Origin of the sequence: Streptomyces sp. NPDC046716, assembly GCF_040645755.1 — a bacterium.
Classification (GTDB): domain Bacteria; phylum Actinomycetota; class Actinomycetes; order Streptomycetales; family Streptomycetaceae; genus Streptomyces.
Map to the genome: position 1 here is coordinate 1 of NZ_JBEYYU010000081.1, position 16,069 is coordinate 16,069.

14 protein-coding genes are annotated in these 16,069 nt (G+C 70.1%); 8 read left to right on the forward strand and 6 right to left on the reverse strand.

Going from position 1 to position 16,069, the window contains the following annotated elements:
• Positions 1 to 207 precede the first annotated feature (207 nt).
• Genes ABZ930_RS37165 through ABZ930_RS37175 form a run of 3 tightly spaced genes read left to right on the forward strand, consistent with a single transcriptional unit; the run spans position 208 to position 3,739 of the window.
• Positions 208 to 735 carry a PadR family transcriptional regulator gene (locus ABZ930_RS37165; protein WP_351448537.1) on the forward strand — a complete coding sequence of 176 codons (528 nt, stop codon included), beginning with the start codon at positions 208 to 210 and terminating at the stop codon, positions 733 to 735.
• Positions 732 to 1,424: an ABC transporter ATP-binding protein gene (locus ABZ930_RS37170; protein ID WP_361558478.1), complete on the forward strand. Its 693-nt coding sequence runs from the start codon at positions 732 to 734 to the stop codon at positions 1,422 to 1,424. The genes ABZ930_RS37165 and ABZ930_RS37170 overlap by 4 nt, the downstream gene beginning before the upstream one ends.
• Positions 1,421 to 3,739 carry an ABC transporter permease gene (locus ABZ930_RS37175; protein ID WP_361558481.1) on the forward strand — a complete coding sequence of 773 codons (2,319 nt, stop codon included), beginning with the start codon at positions 1,421 to 1,423 and terminating at the stop codon, positions 3,737 to 3,739. Before ABZ930_RS37170 ends, ABZ930_RS37175 begins: the two co-directional genes overlap by 4 nt.
• A 117-nt stretch (positions 3,740 to 3,856) precedes the next feature.
• Here ABZ930_RS37175 and ABZ930_RS37180 read toward each other — a convergent pair whose 3' ends face one another.
• Positions 3,857 to 4,819, reverse strand: coding sequence for a LysR substrate-binding domain-containing protein (locus ABZ930_RS37180; RefSeq protein ID WP_361558484.1), 963 nt, complete (start codon positions 4,817 to 4,819; stop codon positions 3,857 to 3,859).
• Positions 4,820 to 4,953: 134 nt separating this feature from the next.
• On the opposite strand from ABZ930_RS37180, the gene ABZ930_RS37185 reads away from it, so the two are divergent.
• Positions 4,954 to 5,508 carry a peroxiredoxin gene (locus tag ABZ930_RS37185; RefSeq protein WP_351600366.1) on the forward strand — a complete coding sequence of 185 codons (555 nt, stop codon included), beginning with the start codon at positions 4,954 to 4,956 and terminating at the stop codon, positions 5,506 to 5,508.
• 15 nt (positions 5,509 to 5,523) lie between these two features.
• Entirely contained in the window at positions 5,524 to 6,054 is a 531-nt protein-coding gene (locus ABZ930_RS37190; protein ID WP_361558488.1) for an alkyl hydroperoxide reductase, read from the forward strand.
• 204 nt (positions 6,055 to 6,258) lie between these two features.
• On the opposite strand, the gene ABZ930_RS37195 is transcribed toward ABZ930_RS37190, so the two are convergent.
• From ABZ930_RS37195 to ABZ930_RS37210, 4 genes are all read right to left on the reverse strand, one after another.
• Positions 6,259 to 7,620, reverse strand: a complete 1,362-nt coding sequence (locus ABZ930_RS37195) for an AI-2E family transporter (protein ID WP_361558490.1) — start codon at positions 7,618 to 7,620, stop codon at positions 6,259 to 6,261.
• Positions 7,621 to 7,783: 163 nt separating this feature from the next.
• Positions 7,784 to 8,509 carry a lytic transglycosylase domain-containing protein gene (locus tag ABZ930_RS37200; protein ID WP_361558559.1) on the reverse strand — a complete coding sequence of 242 codons (726 nt, stop codon included), beginning with the start codon at positions 8,507 to 8,509 and terminating at the stop codon, positions 7,784 to 7,786.
• 426 nt (positions 8,510 to 8,935) lie between these two features.
• Complete coding sequence (locus ABZ930_RS37205; RefSeq protein ID WP_361558493.1) at positions 8,936 to 10,261, reverse strand: PhoH family protein; 1,326 nt, start codon at positions 10,259 to 10,261, stop codon at positions 8,936 to 8,938.
• Between the two features lie 338 nt (positions 10,262 to 10,599).
• Entirely contained in the window at positions 10,600 to 11,373 is a 774-nt protein-coding gene (locus ABZ930_RS37210) for an isoprenyl transferase (protein ID WP_361558496.1), read from the reverse strand.
• A 119-nt stretch (positions 11,374 to 11,492) separates the two neighbouring features.
• On the opposite strand from ABZ930_RS37210, the gene mgrA reads away from it, so the two are divergent.
• Positions 11,493 to 12,530 carry an L-glyceraldehyde 3-phosphate reductase gene (gene mgrA / locus ABZ930_RS37215; RefSeq protein WP_361558499.1) on the forward strand — a complete coding sequence of 346 codons (1,038 nt, stop codon included), beginning with the start codon at positions 11,493 to 11,495 and terminating at the stop codon, positions 12,528 to 12,530.
• Between the two features lie 558 nt (positions 12,531 to 13,088).
• Here mgrA and ABZ930_RS37220 read toward each other — a convergent pair.
• Positions 13,089 to 13,904: a class I SAM-dependent methyltransferase gene (locus ABZ930_RS37220; RefSeq protein WP_361558502.1), complete on the reverse strand. Its 816-nt coding sequence runs from the start codon at positions 13,902 to 13,904 to the stop codon at positions 13,089 to 13,091.
• 109 nt (positions 13,905 to 14,013) lie between these two features.
• On the opposite strand from ABZ930_RS37220, the gene ABZ930_RS37225 reads away from it, so the two are divergent.
• Positions 14,014 to 14,532: a DinB family protein gene (locus ABZ930_RS37225; RefSeq protein WP_361558505.1), complete on the forward strand. Its 519-nt coding sequence runs from the start codon at positions 14,014 to 14,016 to the stop codon at positions 14,530 to 14,532.
• A gap of 201 nt (positions 14,533 to 14,733) precedes the next feature.
• Positions 14,734 to 16,050 (forward strand): cytochrome P450, encoded by a 1,317-nt coding sequence (locus ABZ930_RS37230; RefSeq protein WP_361558508.1) that lies wholly within the window; start codon positions 14,734 to 14,736, stop codon positions 16,048 to 16,050.
• Positions 16,051 to 16,069 lie beyond the last annotated feature (19 nt).

The window sequence follows — 16,069 nt, forward strand, 5'->3', positions numbered from 1 at the left end:
CCCCGGACACCCCAGGAACCACGCGGGGCGGCTGGGCGAGCGCAGCTCGCTTCAGGGGCGCGGGGAACTGCGCGAGAAGCGGCCACCGGCCGTCAGCCGACCGACAACCCAAAAACAGCGCGGGGAACTACGCGACCAGCCCCACACACCCGCAGCCGAACGACCCGCTATACACCCCGGGTATACACACGGTGTACAGTCACCGTCATGTCCATCGGCCACACCCTTCTCGGGCTCCTGGAAGCCGGCCCCCGGCACGGCTACGACCTCAAGCGCACCTTCGACTCGACGTTCGGCCACGACAAGCCGCTCCACTACGGGCAGGTCTACTCGACCATGTCCCGCCTCCTGAAGAACGGCCTCGTCGAGGTCGACGGGATAGAGGCGGGCGACGGCCCGGAGCGCAAGCGGTACGCGATCACCGACGCCGGCATCACCGACGTACGGCAATGGCTCGCGACCCCGGAGAAGCCGGAACCCTACCTCCAGTCGACGCTCTACACGAAGGTCGTCCTGGCGCTGCTGACCGAGCGCGACGCCGCGACCATCCTCGACACCCAGCGCGCCGAGCACCTGCGTCTGATGCGCATCCTCACGGACCGCAAGCGCAAGGGCGACCTCGCCGACCAGCTGATCTGCGACCACGCCCTGTTCCACCTGGAAGCCGACCTGCGCTGGCTCGAACTGACCGCCGCGCGCCTCGACCGACTCGCCGCGGAGGTACGCCCCTCATGACCCCCACACCCGCCGGTGCCCTGCTCACCGCCACCGATCTGCACAAGGCGTACGGCCCGACGCCCGCGCTGGACGGCGCCTCCTTCTCCGTCCACCCCGGCGAGGTCGTCGCCGTCATGGGCCCGTCCGGCTCCGGCAAGTCGACGCTGCTGCACTGCCTGGCCGGCATCGTCACCCCGGACTCCGGCACCATCGCCTACGACGGCCGCGACCTGACCACGCTCTCCGACGCCGAGCGCAGCGCCCTGCGCCGCACGGACTTCGGCTTCGTCTTCCAGTTCGGCCAGCTGGTCCCGGAGCTGACCTGCGTGGAGAACGTCGCGCTGCCGCTGCGGCTGAACGGCACCAAGCGCAAGGAGGCCGAGCGACAGGCCGCCTCCTGGCTGGCGCGCCTGGAGGTCGACGACCTCGCCGGCAAGCGCCCCGGTGAGATATCGGGCGGCCAGGGCCAGCGCGTCGCCGTGGCCCGCTCGCTGGTCACGAACCCGCGCCTGCTCTTCGCCGACGAGCCGACCGGCGCCCTGGACTCCCTCAACGGCGAGCGGGTCATGGAGCTGCTGACCGAGGCCGCGCGCGGCGCGAACGCCGCCGTCGTCCTGGTCACGCACGAGGCCCGGGTCGCCGCCTACTCCGACCGCGAGATCGTCGTACGGGACGGCAAGTCGCGGGACATGGAGTTCGCCCGATGAGCTTCACCCGTGACCTCGCCCTCGGCATGCGGTTCGCCGTGTCCGGAGGCCGCGAGGGCTGGATCCGCACGCTGCTGACCGCCGTCGGCGTGGCCCTCGGCGTGGCCGTGCTGCTCGGCGCGGCCTCGGTGCCGACGTTCATGCAGGAGCGCGACGAGCGCGGCGACGCCCGGCAGTTGGGCGTCGGCGTCGACCACGTCCTCAAGCCCGCCGACGACACGATGATCGTCGGCGGCGCCTCCTCCGAATACCACGGTGATTTCGTCAGCGGCTCGCTGCTGCGTCCCGAGGGCGCGCACCCGCCGGTGCCGCCCGGCGTCGACAAGCTGCCGGGGCCCGACGAGATGGTGGTCTCGCCCGCGCTGAAGAAGCTGCTCGACTCCCCCGACGGCAAGCTCCTCAAGGAGCGCTACGACTACCGCATCGTCGGCACGATCGGCGACGCGGGCCTCGACAACCCCTTCGAGCTGTACTTCTACGCGGGCAGCGACACCCTGAAGTACGGGACGAGCACCGCCCGCATCGACCACTTCGGGATGAGCTACGAGCGGCCCGCGCTCGATCCGAGCCTCATCGTGCTCATCGTGCTGGCCTGCGTCGTCCTGCTGGTCCCGGTCGCCATCTTCATCGCGACGGCCGTCCGGTTCGGCGGCGAGCGGCGCGACCGGCGCCTCGCCGCGCTGCGGCTGGTCGGCGCGGACGCCCGCACGACCCGGCGCACGGCGGCGGGCGAGGCACTGTTCGGCACGCTGCTCGGACTCGTCCTCGGCGTCGTCCTCTTCCTGGCCGGACGGCAGTTGCTCGGCGTCGTGGAGATCTGGCGGCTGTCGGCGTTCCCGTCGGACTTCAGGCCGGTACCCGCCCTCGGGGTGCTGGTCCTGGTGGCCGTGCCGGTCTCGGCGGTCGCGGTCACGGTGTTCGCGCTGCGCTCGGTGACCATCGAACCGCTGGGCGTCGTCCGCGGCGGCGGCACCCGCTCCCGCCGGCTGTGGTGGCGTCTCGTCGTGCCGGTCGTCGGCGCGGTGCTGCTGCTGACGACCGGTTCGGCATCGAGGCTGGGCAGCTTCGGCGTCTTCCAGACCGCCACCGGCATCGGCCTCACCCTGATCGGCCTGGTCCTGGTGCTCCCCTGGCTGGTGGAGGCGGTCGTGCACCGGCTGCGCGGCGGCCCGGTGCCGTGGCAACTGGCTGTGCGCAGGCTCCAGTTGCACAGCACCGGCGCGAGCCGGGCGGTCGCCGGGATCACCATCGCGGTGGCGGGCGGCATCGCCCTGCAGATGTACCTGGGCGGTATCGACGGGAAGTTCAACGAGTCCACGGGGCAGGACCCGGCACGGGCCCAGATCGGCACCAGCGCCGACGTCACCTCCGGCCGGACCGCCGAACGCATGGTGCGGGAGTTCAACGCAACCAAGGGCGTGCGCAAGGTCATCGCCACCATCGACAGCACGATGACCAAGCCCGGCGCGAAGCCGGACGCGGAGATCGCCGAGCCGTCCGTGTCGCTGTCCGTCGGCACCTGCGCCACGCTGCGCGAGCTGGCGGTCATCACCTCCTGCAAGGACGGCGACGTCTTCCGCGTCACCGGCTCCGACTTCCCCGAGGAAGAGAAGACGCTGGCCAAGGACGCCAAGCCCGGCGCCCGGCTCGTCATCGACGACGTCGAGACGAAGGCCCGGTGGACGGTGCCGAAGGACGCCCGCACGGTCCCGGCCCGGCTCTCCCCGAGCGGCAACCACTTCGGCGGCATCCTCGCCACCCCGTCCACCGTCGACGTGCGCGACCTGGCCAACGGGATGGTCTCCACGCAGATCAGGATCGACCCGAACGTGCCGGACGCCGCCGAGTACGTCCGCAACACCGCGTACCGGCTCGATCCGATGATGAACGTCTCCGAGTACCAGTCGGTCGAGACCAACGACGAGTACGCGGCGATCCGGCGCGGCCTGTTCTCCGCCGCGGCCCTGACGATGACGCTGATCGCGGCGTCGCTGCTGGTCTCGCAGATCGAGCAGCTCCGCGACCGCAGGCGCCTGCTGTCGATCCTGGTCGCCTACGGCACCCGCCGCTCCACCCTGGCCTGGTCGGTGCTCTGGCAGACGGCGATCCCGGTCGTGCTCGGCATGGTGGTCGCGGTCGGCGGCGGTCTGGCCCTGGGCACGCTGATGCTGCGCATGGTCGGCTCCCCGGTCGCGGACTGGCTGACGTTCCTGCCCCTGACGGGAGTCGGCCTGGCAGCGATCGCGGTGGTGACCCTGCTGAGCCTCCCACCCCTCTACCGCCTGATGCGCCCGGAGGGCCTGAGAACCGAGTAGGACCAGCCCCGCCAGGGGCGCCGCACCCGGCAACGCACAGAACCTCAGCGCCCCGTCAGGGGCGCGGGGAACTGCGCGAGAAGCCCCACCGGCCGGCACCCGGCCACGCGCGGAACCTCAGTCCCCCAGTATCCGGACGGGCAGCCCCCGCAGAGCATCGCGCAGGGCCACCCCCAACTCCCGGTACTCAGCGGAGCGAGCCGCGCCGACACGCATGGCGAGAGCCACCCTGCGCGTCGGCGCGGGCTCGGCGAAATACCCCGTCAGCAACTGACTGCTGCGGCTCGTCTCGACGGCCACGGCGGTCCGCGGCAACAGCGTCACCCCGAGCCCGCCGGCGACGAGTTGGACCAGCGTGGCGAGCCCGGCGGCGGTCGTGGTGACGGGAGCGTCACCACGCCCCGCCTCCCGGCAGATGTCCAGCGCCTGATCGCGCAGACAGTGCCCCTCGTCGAGCAGCAGCAGATTCAGCTCGCGCAGCGCCTCGCGCGGAATCCCCTCCCGCCCGCCGAGCCAGTGCTCCATCGGCGTGACGAGCACGAAGTCCTCGTCGAACAGGGGAAGTTCGGCGACGCCGGGCACCCCGAGCGGCACCGCGAGCAGCAGCAGGTCGAGCCGCCCGGCCCCGAGCCCCTCGACCAGCGACGAGGTCTGCTCCTCGTGCACCTGCAGATCCAGGTCCGGGTACTTCTCGTGGACGAGCCGCAGCACGGTCGGCAGCAGATAGGGCGCCACGGTCGGGATCACCCCGAGCCGCAGCGCGCCCGTGAACGGCGCCCGCACCGACTCGGCCTCTTCCATCAGCGCCCCGACCTCGTCGAGCACGGCCCGCGCCCGCACCGCGATCCGCTCCCCGGCGGGCGAGAGCAGCACCTTTCTCGTCGTACGCTCGACAAGGGTCACCCCAAGGACTTCCTCCAGGGCCGACACGGCTCCCGACAGCGCGGGCTGACTCATCCCGATCGCCGCCGCGGCATCCCTGAAGTGCAGATGCTCCGCGACCGCGGCGAACGCCCGCAATTGCGCCAGGCTCGGCTGCCGGCGCCGCCCACCCGCGGGCTTCCCCTTACTGACGGCCACTGATAGCCACCTCCGATCAACACGACCGAGTCTAGCTATTTCCATAATCAATGCACTCTGTGCCACGATCGCTCACAGTCCAACCCACAGAAAAGTCCCTCAAAAAGGGACCTTTCTCGCTGCAAGGAGAGCGCGTGCTCACTGTCGGTGACAAGTTCCCCGAGTTCGACCTGACCGCCTGCGTCTCGCTGGAGAAGGGCCAGGAGTTCGAGCAGATCAACCACAAGACCTACGAGGGCAAGTGGAAGATCGTGTTCGCGTGGCCCAAGGACTTCACCTTCGTGTGCCCCACCGAGATCGCCGCCTTCGGCAAGCTGAACGAGGAGTTCGCCGACCGTGACGCCCAGGTCCTCGGCTTCTCCGGCGACTCCGAGTTCGTGCACCACGCCTGGCGCAAGGACCACCCGGACCTGACGGACCTGCCCTTCCCGATGCTGGCCGACTCCAAGCACGAGCTCATGCGTGACCTCGGCATCGAGGGCGAGGACGGCTTCGCCCAGCGCGCCGTCTTCATCGTCGACCAGAACAACGAGATCCAGTTCACGATGGTGACCGCCGGCTCCGTCGGCCGTAACCCCAAGGAGGTCCTCCGGGTCCTCGACGCGCTCCAGACGGACGAGCTGTGCCCGTGCAACTGGAGCAAGGGCGATGAGACCCTGGACCCGGTCGCGCTGCTCTCGGGCGAGTGAACGGAAGGCTCTGACATGGCTCTCGACGAACTCAAGTCCGCCATACCGGACTACGCCAAGGACCTGAAGCTCAACCTGGGCTCGGTCATCGGCAACTCGGACCTCCCGCAGCAGCAGCTGTGGGGCACGGTCCTGGCGACCGCCATCGCGTCCCGCTCGCCGCACGTGCTGCGCGAGCTGGCGCCGGAGGCCGAGGCGAACCTGTCGCCGGAGGCGTTCAAGGCCGCGAAGTCGGCTGCCGCCATCATGTCGATGAACAACGTCTTCTACCGCACGCGTCACCTGCTCTCGGACGACGAGTACGGGACGATGCGCGCGGGTCTGCGGATGAACGTCATCGGCAACCCCGGTGTCGACAAGGTCGACTTCGAGCTGTGGTCGTTCGCGGTCTCCGCGATCAACGGCTGCGGGATGTGCCTCGACTCGCACGAGCAGGTGCTGCGCAAGGCCGGTGTCGACCGGGAGGTCGTGCAGGAGGCGTTCAAGATCGCCTCTGTGATTCAGGCGGTGGCGGTCACGCTCGACGCCGAGGCCATCCTGGCGTAACCGGGCTTCATGGGTCGGCCCCGGCACATTTCTGTGCCGGGGCCGACTTTTTTGGGTCTCGTGGCCGGGTGCGGGCCGGTGGCCGCTTCTCGCGCAGTTCCCCGCGCCCCTGAGGCATGCGCTTCGCGCAGCCTCCCCTGGGCGAGCGAAGCTCGCTTCCAGGGGCGCGGGGAACTGCGCGGCCAGCCACGGCGAGAGGTGCAGTCAGTCGGCGGAGGGGCCGGACGGCGGGGTCACCGGGGCGACCGGGGTGGCTGTGGCGCCGTGGGGGGACGGGGAGTGGCGGAGGGAGGCTTCCTGGGACCAGCTGCGGAGGTAGCCGACGACGGTGTTGATGACGGCGACCAGCGGAACGGCCACCACGGCCCCGCCGATCCCGGACACCATGCTCCCGGTGGCGACGGCGAGCACGACGGCCAGCGGATGGACCCGGACGGCACGGCCGAGGATGAACGGCTGCAGGATGTGGCCCTCGATCTGCTGCACGGCGAGCACGACGACCAGCACCATCACGGCAGTGAACACGCCCTGCGTCACCAGCGCGACGACGACGGCGAGCGCCCCCGACACCACGGCGCCGACGAGCGGGATGAACGCGAACAGGAAGATGAAGACGGCGAGCGGCACCGCCATCGGAACCCCGAGGAAGAAGATGCCGAGGCCGATGAAGATGGCGTCGATGAGGGCGACTATGACGGTCCCTCGGACATACGCGGTGAGCGTGCGCCACGCCCTCGGCCCGGCCCCCGCGATGCCCGGACGGGCCTGCGCCGGGACGAGCTTGAGCGTCCACTCCCAGATGCGCCGGCCGTCGTAGAGCAGGAACAGCGTCGAGAACATCGCCAGCAGGATGCCGGTCAGCGCCTCGACGATGACGGTCACGCCCTCCAGCCCCGCCGTCGTGAGCTCGTCCGTATTGGCGCCGATGGCATCGCGCAGCGACTTCGCGATGTCGTTGATCGTGTCCTCGGTGACGTGGAAGGGGCTGTTGAGCAGCCACTTGCGCAACTCGTCGATGCCGTCCTGGACCTGGTCGGAGAGGGTGTCGATGTTCTCCTGGACCTGCCAGACCACGAACCAGCCGACGAGCCCCATGATGACGAAGCCGAGGATCGCGGTGAGCGCCGTCGCGAGCCCGCGCGGCACCCCGTGCCGGCGCAGCCGGGCCACGGTCGGCTGGAGCAGCGCCGTGATGAGCAGCGCCGCGACGAACGCGAACACCACCAGCTGCACGGAGCTGATGACCTTCATCAGGACCCAGAGCGCACCCGCGAGGACCAGCAGCCGCCAGCCCGCCTCGGCGGCGACGCGCAGCCCCCAGGGCACCGCGACGACGGGCTCGGGGCGGGAGGACACGGCCGGCGCGTACATGGGCGGCGCGGGCACATGGTCGTGCGGGGGCGCGTCCGGCGCCGGATCGGCCGCCTTCGCCGATGCCGCGGGCGGGCGGCCCGGCAGATCGCCGTCCCCGTCCCGCTCCGCCTCGGCCCTGCGCTCGTCCAGGCGCTCACCGACCTTGCTGATTCCGGCCCCTACCCGGCCGAGCCAGCCTGGAACTCGCGACATGATCCGTCCTCTGATTTCCCCCGTGGGGGTCCCCGTACGCCCCACCACAACTTCCCCTTGGGGCGCCTTTCACACCGACGGGACCGACCGTACATGCTGATACAGCCGGAGCCCCTCACCGTAAGACGGTGAGGGGCTCCGGAAGGTTGAACGCGATCGCGTTCTAGTACCAGCTGTTGGCCTGCCAGAACGACCAGGCGTCGCACGGGCTGCCGTAACGCTCGTTCATGTAGTTCAGCCCCCACTTGATCTGGGTGGCCGGGTTGGTCTGCCAGTCCGCGCCCGCGGAGGAGTACTTGGAGGCGGGCAGCGCCTGGAAGAGACCGTAGGCGCCCGACGAGGCGTTGGTGGCCCGGTAGTTCCAGCTCGACTCGTGGTTCACGATGTTGCTGAAGCACTGGAACTGGCCGGACGGCACCATCTGACGCGCCATCGCCTGGATCTGGGAGACCGAGTACGAGGACTGGGTGCTGAAGCTGGAGGCGTCGCGGGTCTCGGAGCGGCTGGCGGCCTTCTTGGCCTCCTCGCGCTCCTTGGCCTCTTTCTCGGCCTTCTCCTTCGCGTCCTGCGCGGCCTGCTGCTTCGCGACGGCGTCGTCGGCGGCCTTCTTGCGGGCCGCCTCCTCCGCCGTCTTCTGCGCAGCGTTGTCCGCGGCGATGGCCTGCGTCTGAGCCTGCTGCTCGAGGGACGAGGTCTGAACCTGGGCCTGCTGGCCCGCGGGTATGTCGGCGAGGAGGGTCGCGTCGCTCGCCGTGGCCTCAGCCTCGTTGGGCTGAGCGGTGCTGCCCGAGGCAACACCCACGACGGCGCCGACAGTGGTGACCGCGGTGGCCGAAGCCACTGCGAATCCCCGGACCGAAATCCGGCTCACACGGTTTCCTTCCAGCATCGCCCACTTGAGTGTGACCATCGCGGACGCAATCGTGCCCCTGGCGCTGGCCTCCGTACTGCGGGGTCACGGGAGGCACGGGCCCGGTGGGCAACTCCTTTGCGGGGAGCGCCGCGTGGTGCTCGGGCGGCATACGACGGCCGGTATGGAGTTCAAGGTGCAGCTGGTACTGCGGTGGTTCTGTACCGCTGGGGGTACGCAAGTGTCGTATGCGGGGCCTGACAGGACCGTGACTCTGCCGCATTCGGACGCCGCTAGGCAATTCTGCGTTGCGTGGGAAACGTCACACCCCGTTTGGCGCAGGGGAATTCAGGAAACCCCCACGCGCGAAGACGCCGCCCGGCTAAGCTCTCTGGCTTCTCCGGACGGCGCCTCTCGGGACTCCTCTTGGGGCTCCTCTCGGGGCTCCCCTTGCGGTCAATTCCCCTAAATCTGGATGTCCTCCAGCATTTCGGTCACCAGGGCCGCGATCTGCGACCTCTCCGAGCGCGTCAGCGTGACGTGCGCGAACAGCGGATGTCCCTTCAGCTTCTCGACGACGGCGACGACACCGTCGTACCGGCCGACCCTGAGGTTGTCGCGCTGGGCGACGTCATGGGTGAGGACGACACGGGAGTTCGCCCCGATGCGGGAGAGCACCGTCAGCAGGACGTTGCGCTCCAGGGACTGGGCCTCGTCCACGATCACGAACGCGTCGTGCAGCGAGCGGCCGCGGATGTGGGTGAGCGGCAGGACCTCCAGCATGCCGCGGGCGGTGATCTCCTCGATCACATCACGGGTCGTCACGGCCGAGAGGGTGTCGAAGACGGCCTGCGCCCACGGCCCCATCTTGTCGGCCTCGCTGCCGGGCAGATAGCCGAGTTCCTGGCCGCCGACCGCGTACAGCGGACGGAAGACCATCACCTTCTTGTGCTGGCGCCGCTCCAGGACGGCCTCCAGGCCCGCGCAGAGCGCGAGCGCGGACTTGCCGGTGCCGGCCCGGCCGCCCATGGAGACGATGCCGATGTCCGGGTCGAGCAGCAGATCGAGCGCGATCCGCTGCTCGGCGCTGCGTCCCTTGAGCCCGAAGGCCTCCCGGTCGCCGCGCACCAGGCGGACGTTGCCCTCCGGCGTGACCCGGCCGAGGGCCTTGCCGCGCTCGGAGTGGATGGTCAGTCCCGTGTGCACCGGAAGGTCGGCGGCCTCGGGAACGTAGAGCGTCTCCTCCTCGAAGAGCAGGTCGACCTGCTCGCCGGCGAGGGTCAGTTCGGACATTCCGGTGAAACCGGAGTCCGTGACGGCGAGTTCGGCGCGGTACTCCTCGGCGAGGAGGCCGACCGACGACGCCTTGATCCTGAGCGGCAGGTCCTTCGACACGACCGTGACGTCGAACCCCTCGGCCTGCAGGTTGCGGGCGACGGCCAGGATCCGGGAATCGTTGTCACCCAGGCGGTAGCCGGCCGGGAGCACGGAGGGGTCGGAGTGGTTGAGCTCGACGCGCAGCGTGCCGCCCAGGTCTCCGGTGGGGATCGGAGCGTCCAGGCGTCCGTAGCGAACCCGGTAGTCGTCGAGCAGGCGCAGGGCCTGCCGGGCGAAGTACCCGAGTTCGGGATGGTGCCGTTTGGCCTCCAACTCCGTGACCACGACGATCGGCAGCACGACTTCGTGCTCGTCGAACCTGGTCATGGCGTTGGGATCGGCCAGCAGGACGCTGGTGTCGAGAACATAAGTGCGCCGTTCGGCTTTGCGCAGGCGCTTGTTGCTGGTCACCACGGAAGGACGTACCCCCTCGGATGAGGTCGGGGAGCGACGGAGGAGTTTCTGGGCCGGGGACACCGGCGAAGGCTGCCGGTCGTCGGCCCCGCGCAGCGGGCCGAGAGCCGGCCCTCCAAGTCGTCATCCGCACGGGTTCGTGTGCGGTCGTCCTGGTGCAAAGGGCCTCCCGGGCGGGCGGCCCCGTGCCGCCCGCTGAGATGCGGTGTCCTTGGTGCGGACACCGACCTGGGGGGGTTATTCCCTCGAACACGCGCAGCCATGCCAGGGCATAGGGCGGCGCGTGCGTTAACTCCTGATGTCGTGCGTCCCCCGGGTGCGCCCCGGGTGAGAGCGGATCAGCCGCCGAAACGCCGGTGCCGGAGGGCGTAGTCGCGCATCGCGCGCAGGAAGTCGACCTTGCGGAAGGCAGGCCAGAAGACTTCACAGAAGTAGTACTCGGAGTGGGCCGTTTGCCAGAGCATGAAGCCCGACAGGCGCTGCTCGCCGCTGGTGCGGATGACGAGGTCCGGGTCGGGCTGGGCGCTGGTGTAGAGGTGCTTGCCGATCAGGTCGACGGAGACGGCGTCGGCCAGCTCCTCGATCGACTGCCCCTTCTCCCCCGCGTCGAGAACCATCGAGCGGACGGCGTCGGCGATCTCCTGGCGGCCGCCGTAGCCGATCGCCACGTTGACCAGTATTCCGTCGCGCTGGGCGGTGGCCTCCTCGGCCTCCTTGAGGATGCCCTGCATGCCCTCGGGGAGGATGTCGGGAGTGCCCACGTGGTGGACGCGCCAGCGGCCGTCGGCCGCGAGCGCGCGGACGGTGTCCTCGATGATGCCGAGCAGCGGCACCAGTTCCTCGGCGGGCCGGTCGAAGTTGTCCGTCGACAGCAGCCACAGGGTGACGACCTCGACGTCCGTCTCGCTGCACCAGCCGAGGAACTCCTCGATCTTGGCGGCGCCCGCCTGGTGTCCCTGGGCCGGAGTGGAGCCGGCGGCCTTCGCCCAGCGTCGGTTGCCGTCCATGATGACGCCGATGTGCTTGGGCACCTGGTCGTGGTCCAGGTGGCCTTCGACCCGGCGTGCGTACAGCCTGACCAGCAGGCCGCGCAGCCTGTCCCGCAGGTTCACGGTCTTTTGCCCCTCCGTGCAGACGACGGTCCCCGAAGGCGAAAGCCTACAGCCGCAAAACCGGGTGGGAGCTGTGGGGTGTCAGTGCACCGACACCGCCCTGACGTAGTTTCGTACCCATGAACGACACCTCTCCCTACGTGGCCTCGGCCGACCGTTACGACGCGATGGAGTACCGGCGCACGGGCCGCAGCGGCCTGAAGCTGCCCGCGATCTCGCTCGGCCTGTGGCACAACTTCGGTGACGACCGCACGCTCGGCTCCCAGCGCGCGATCCTGCGCCGCGCCTTCGACCTGGGCGTCACCCACTTCGACCTGGCCAACAACTACGGCCCGCCCCCCGGCTCGGCCGAGCTGAACTTCGGCAAGATCTTCGCGCAGGACTTCGCCCCGTACCGTGACGAGCTGGTCCTGTCGACCAAGGCCGGCTATCTGATGCACCCGGGCCCGTACGGCGAGTGGGGCAGCCGCAAGTACCTGACGTCGTCGCTCGACGCCTCGCTGAAGCGGATGGGCGTGGACTACGTCGACATCTTCTACTCGCACCGCTTCGACCCGAACACCCCGCTCGAGGAGACGATGGGCGCGCTCGCCTCGGCGGTGCAGCAGGGCAAGGCGCTGTACGTGGGCGTCTCGTCGTACACCAGCGAGCAGACGGCCGAGGCCGCGCGGATCCTCAAGGAGATGGGCGTCCCGGCCCTGATCCACCAGCCGTCCTACTCGATGATCAACCGCTGGACGGAGGACGACGGTCTGCTCGACACGCTGGAGACGGCGGGCATGGGCTGCATCTCCTTCGCGCCGCTCGCGCAGGGTCTGCTGACGGACAAGTACCTGAAGGGCATCCCGGAGGGCTCGCGTGCCACGCAGGGCAAGTCGCTCGACCCGAACCTGCTGAGCGAGGACGTGGTGCGCCGGCTGAACGGCCTGAACGACATCGCGCAGCGCCGCGGCCAGTCCCTGGCCCAGCTCGCGCTGAACTGGGTGCTGCGCGACGAGCGGATGACGTCGGCCCTGATCGGTGCCTCCAGCGTGAAGCAGCTGGAGAACAACGTGGCAGCGCTGGCCGCGAGCAAGCTGACCGACGAGGACCTGACCGAAATCGACTCGTTCGCCGTCTCCACGCCCGGTACGAACATCTGGGCCGGACGCAGCTGATCCGGTTCGCCCCCGGCGAGCCCCTGAGCGGGGCTTGTCGTGTCCGTATGTGCGGACAAAAAACGGGCCGGTCCGTGGGGGGGAGACGGACCGGCCCGAGGGGGGGTTTCCACCATAACCCTTCGTAAGTGCGGATGCCTCCTTCGGCGTGCCACAACTACTCTCCGCAATCGCCCGGCGACTGCTGGAGGTAGCTTTCCGGCCGCTCCACAGCGGGCCCACAGGCGTCTTCGACACCGTCTTCACAACCGCTTCGCCCGAGGTTCGGCGTCCCTCTCCCGTGTCACGCGCGAGGTTGACGTCACCGGGGCCGCCCGCGAAGGCCGTCGCGGATATGGCGCATTCGGGTCGCGCGCGGCGGCGCCGGGCCCGTGAGGTGGCAAGCGGCACCGCGCGGCCCCCTCCACCGCGCGGTACCGCCGCGCAGCTTTGCTGACGCGAATTGCCGTTGGTCTGAACTTACGTGAGGTTTACGTGAGGATCGAGTGCGTCTCGGTAACGATGCGGAATCGGTTGCTCCAGGCGCCCGGTTTGCACCGTTTGCTCTGCCGGTGGTCCCTACGGCCTGCGGGCCTCGATCAGATGGCGGGAGCTGTGGGCCACGAACGGCCCCTCCTTCCCGATCCGTTCGTGCAGGGCGCGCAGTTGGGGTTCGTACGCCTCCACGGTGAAGCCCGGGACCATCCAGACGACCTTGCGCAGGAAGTGCACGACCGCTCCGACGTCGTAGAACTCGACGCGCAGCCGCTCGGCGCGCAGATCGACGACCTCCAGGCCCGCCGCCCGCGCCTCGTCGGCCTCCGCCCGCGGGTCGCGGCTTCGGCGCACCTCCTCCGGCTGCGGGCCGAGGAAGTACTCGACGACCTCGAACACGCTGCCGGGGCCGACGTGCTGGGCGAAGTAGCTGCCGCCGGGGCGCAGTACGCGGGCGATCCCGGCGAAGTCCGCCCGGACCGGGTGGCGGGCGGTGACCAGGTCGAAGGTGGCGTCGGCGAAGGGCAGCGGGGCGTCGTCGGGGGACGCGACCACGACCACGCCGCGCGGGGCGAGCCGGCGGGAGGCCTTCGCCACGTTCGGCGGCCAGCCCTCGGTGGCGGCCATCAGGCGCGGCAGCCGCGGGGCCAGGTCGAGCACTTCGCCGCCACCGGTGTGCAGGTCGAGCGCCGCGTCGACGCCGGCGAGGCGCTCCCCCATCAGCCGGGCGTACCCCCACGAGGGCCGCTCCTCGGTGGCGCGGCCCTCGAACCAGGAGAAGTCCCAGCCCTCGGTGGGCGCGGCGACCGCCTCGGCGACGAGATCCTCGAAATCCCGGTGTCCCGCGGGCTCGCTGCGCCCGCTGTGCTCCACGGGGCCGGTGGCGTCCTTGGCATCCATGACACCCATGGTTCCAGGGGACGCCGGAGCTCTCCTCTTCTTTTCCCCGGCACCGCGCCGTCGGGGCGCGCTGCTACTTTCTGGGCACCGACCAGGGGGAGGACCAGCCATGACCAGCAGGCCCGCGATGAGGCACGTCCCGTACGAGGGCACGGAGAAGGAGAGCCTGCACGTGGCGCTCGACCGGCACCGGGACGGTGTCGTGTGGAAGCTCCAGGGGCTCGACGAGGAGCGGGCCCGGCGCCCGCTGACACCGTCGGGGACGAATCTGCTGGGGCTCGTCAAGCATCTGGCGTCGGTGGAGTACGGCTGGTTCTGCGAGACGTTCGGCCGGGAGGCCGAACCGCTGTGGTTCGACCCGTACAAGGGCGAGGACATCGTGGCGGCCGACGACGAGACGGTCGAGAGCATCCTCGCGTTCTACGCGCGCGCCCGCACCGCCGCCGACCTGGCCATCGCCGAGATCCCGCTGGAGGAGACGGGCACGGCCTGGGACGGCAGGACGGTGTCGATGCGCTGGGTGCTGGTGCACATGCTGGAGGAGACGGCCCGGCACCTGGGCCACATGGACATCCTGCGGGAGCTGACCGACGGCACGACCGGCTTCCTGCCGCCGCTGCCCCGGTAGGGAGAAGGGCCGCGGAGGGGTTCGGGGGGTGTCCTCAGGGATGTACGGGGGATGTCCACAGGGTCTTCTCAGGGGCTGGCCCTCTTCCCCGGCACCCCGGGGGCGCACATACCCTTGACGCACCCCCGCCGCTTCACCACCTTGGCCCACGTCCCCCACTTCGGGCCCGTCCGTCCCACTTCACCGCAGAGACGCGAGCACATGTACGTACGATCTGCACGTTCCGCGATAGCGAGCTGGCTGACCCGCCTCTACTTCTCCCGGCTGCGGAGAAAGGGGACGGGCCTGGATCTGTCGATCCTGTCGAAGCTGCCCGACGGCGCGCTGCTGCCACTGCGCCGCGAGGGTGTCGACCCGGTTCCCGAGATCGGCGCGCTGCGCGACCGGGAGCCGGTCAGCAGGCTGCCGATCCCCGGCATGACGGTCTGGCTGGTGTCGGGCTACGACGAGGCGAAGGAAGTCCTCGGCAACGCCAAGGCGTTCAGCAACGACTTCCGGCACCTGGTGGGCGTGGGCGGCGCGGGCGCCGATCAGAATCCGGGCGGGCTCGGCTTCTGCGACCCGCCGGACCACACCCGGCTGCGGCGGCTGCTGACGCCCGAGTTCACGATGCGCCGGCTGTCGCGGCTCACGCCGCGCATCCACGCGATCGTCGAGGAGCAACTGGCCCAGCTGGAGAAGGCGGTGCGCGAGTCGCCCGACGGCACGGCCGACCTCGTCGAGCACTTCGCGATGCCGGTGCCTGCGCTGGTGATCTGTGAACTCCTCGGCGTTCCCTATGAGGAGCGGGAGGCGTTCCAGCAGTTCTCCGTGGCCCGGTTCGACGTGCTGGGCGGCGCGGGCGCGTCCTTCGGCGCGGTGTCGCAGTCGCTGGACTATCTGCGCGGGGTCGTCGCCGCACAGCGGCGCGATCCGGGCGAGGGGCTGCTCGGCATGCTGGTGCGCGAGCACGGCGACAACATCACCGACGAGGAACTGACCGGCCTCGCGGACGGGGTGCTGACCGGTGGTCTGGAGACGACGGCGAGCATGCTCTCGCTCGGCACCATGATCATGCTCAGCGACCGGGAGCACTTCGCGGCGCTGCGCGACGCGGAGGACCCGGCGGCGGTCGCGGCGCCCTTCGTGGACGAACTGCTGCGGCATCTCACGGTCGTGCAGACGGCCTTCCCGCGGTTCGCCCGCGAGGACGTCGAGATCGGCGGCATACCGATAACCGGCGGCGACATCGTGATCGTGTCGCTCAGCGCCGCCGACCGGGACCCGCGGCTCGGCGCGGACGGCGACGACATGGACGCCTTCCTTCCCTCGCGCCCGCCCACCGCGTCCCACCTGGCCTTCGGCTACGGCATCCACCGCTGCATCGGCGCCGAGCTCGGCAAGATGGAGCTGCGCGCCGCCTTCCCCCAGCTGGTCCGCCGCTTCCCCGAGTTGCAGCTCGCGGTGGCGTCCGAGGAGCTGGAGTTCCGCAAGCTGTCGATCGTGTACGGGGTGGACTCGCTGCCGGTGCGGCTCTAGAGACTCCCGGGGCATCCGG

Excerpts from the sequence above, each read along its gene's own strand:
- ABZ930_RS37200 (WP_361558559.1), bottom strand. The coding sequence starts at position 8,509 with ATGCTGGAAGGAAACCGTGTGAGCCGGATTTCGGTCCGGGGATTCGCA.
- ABZ930_RS37170 (WP_361558478.1), top strand. The coding sequence starts at position 732 with ATGACCCCCACACCCGCCGGTGCCCTGCTCACCGCCACCGATCTGCAC.
- ABZ930_RS37225 (WP_361558505.1), top strand. The coding sequence starts at position 14,014 with ATGACCAGCAGGCCCGCGATGAGGCACGTCCCGTACGAGGGCACGGAG.
- mgrA (WP_361558499.1), top strand. The coding sequence starts at position 11,493 with ATGAACGACACCTCTCCCTACGTGGCCTCGGCCGACCGTTACGACGCG.
- ABZ930_RS37195 (WP_361558490.1), bottom strand. The coding sequence starts at position 7,620 with ATGTCGCGAGTTCCAGGCTGGCTCGGCCGGGTAGGGGCCGGAATCAGC.
- ABZ930_RS37220 (WP_361558502.1), bottom strand. The coding sequence starts at position 13,904 with ATGGATGCCAAGGACGCCACCGGCCCCGTGGAGCACAGCGGGCGCAGC.
- ABZ930_RS37190 (WP_361558488.1), top strand. The coding sequence starts at position 5,524 with ATGGCTCTCGACGAACTCAAGTCCGCCATACCGGACTACGCCAAGGAC.
- ABZ930_RS37175 (WP_361558481.1), top strand. The coding sequence starts at position 1,421 with ATGAGCTTCACCCGTGACCTCGCCCTCGGCATGCGGTTCGCCGTGTCC.
- ABZ930_RS37165 (WP_351448537.1), top strand. The coding sequence starts at position 208 with ATGTCCATCGGCCACACCCTTCTCGGGCTCCTGGAAGCCGGCCCCCGG.
- ABZ930_RS37230 (WP_361558508.1), top strand. The coding sequence starts at position 14,734 with ATGTACGTACGATCTGCACGTTCCGCGATAGCGAGCTGGCTGACCCGC.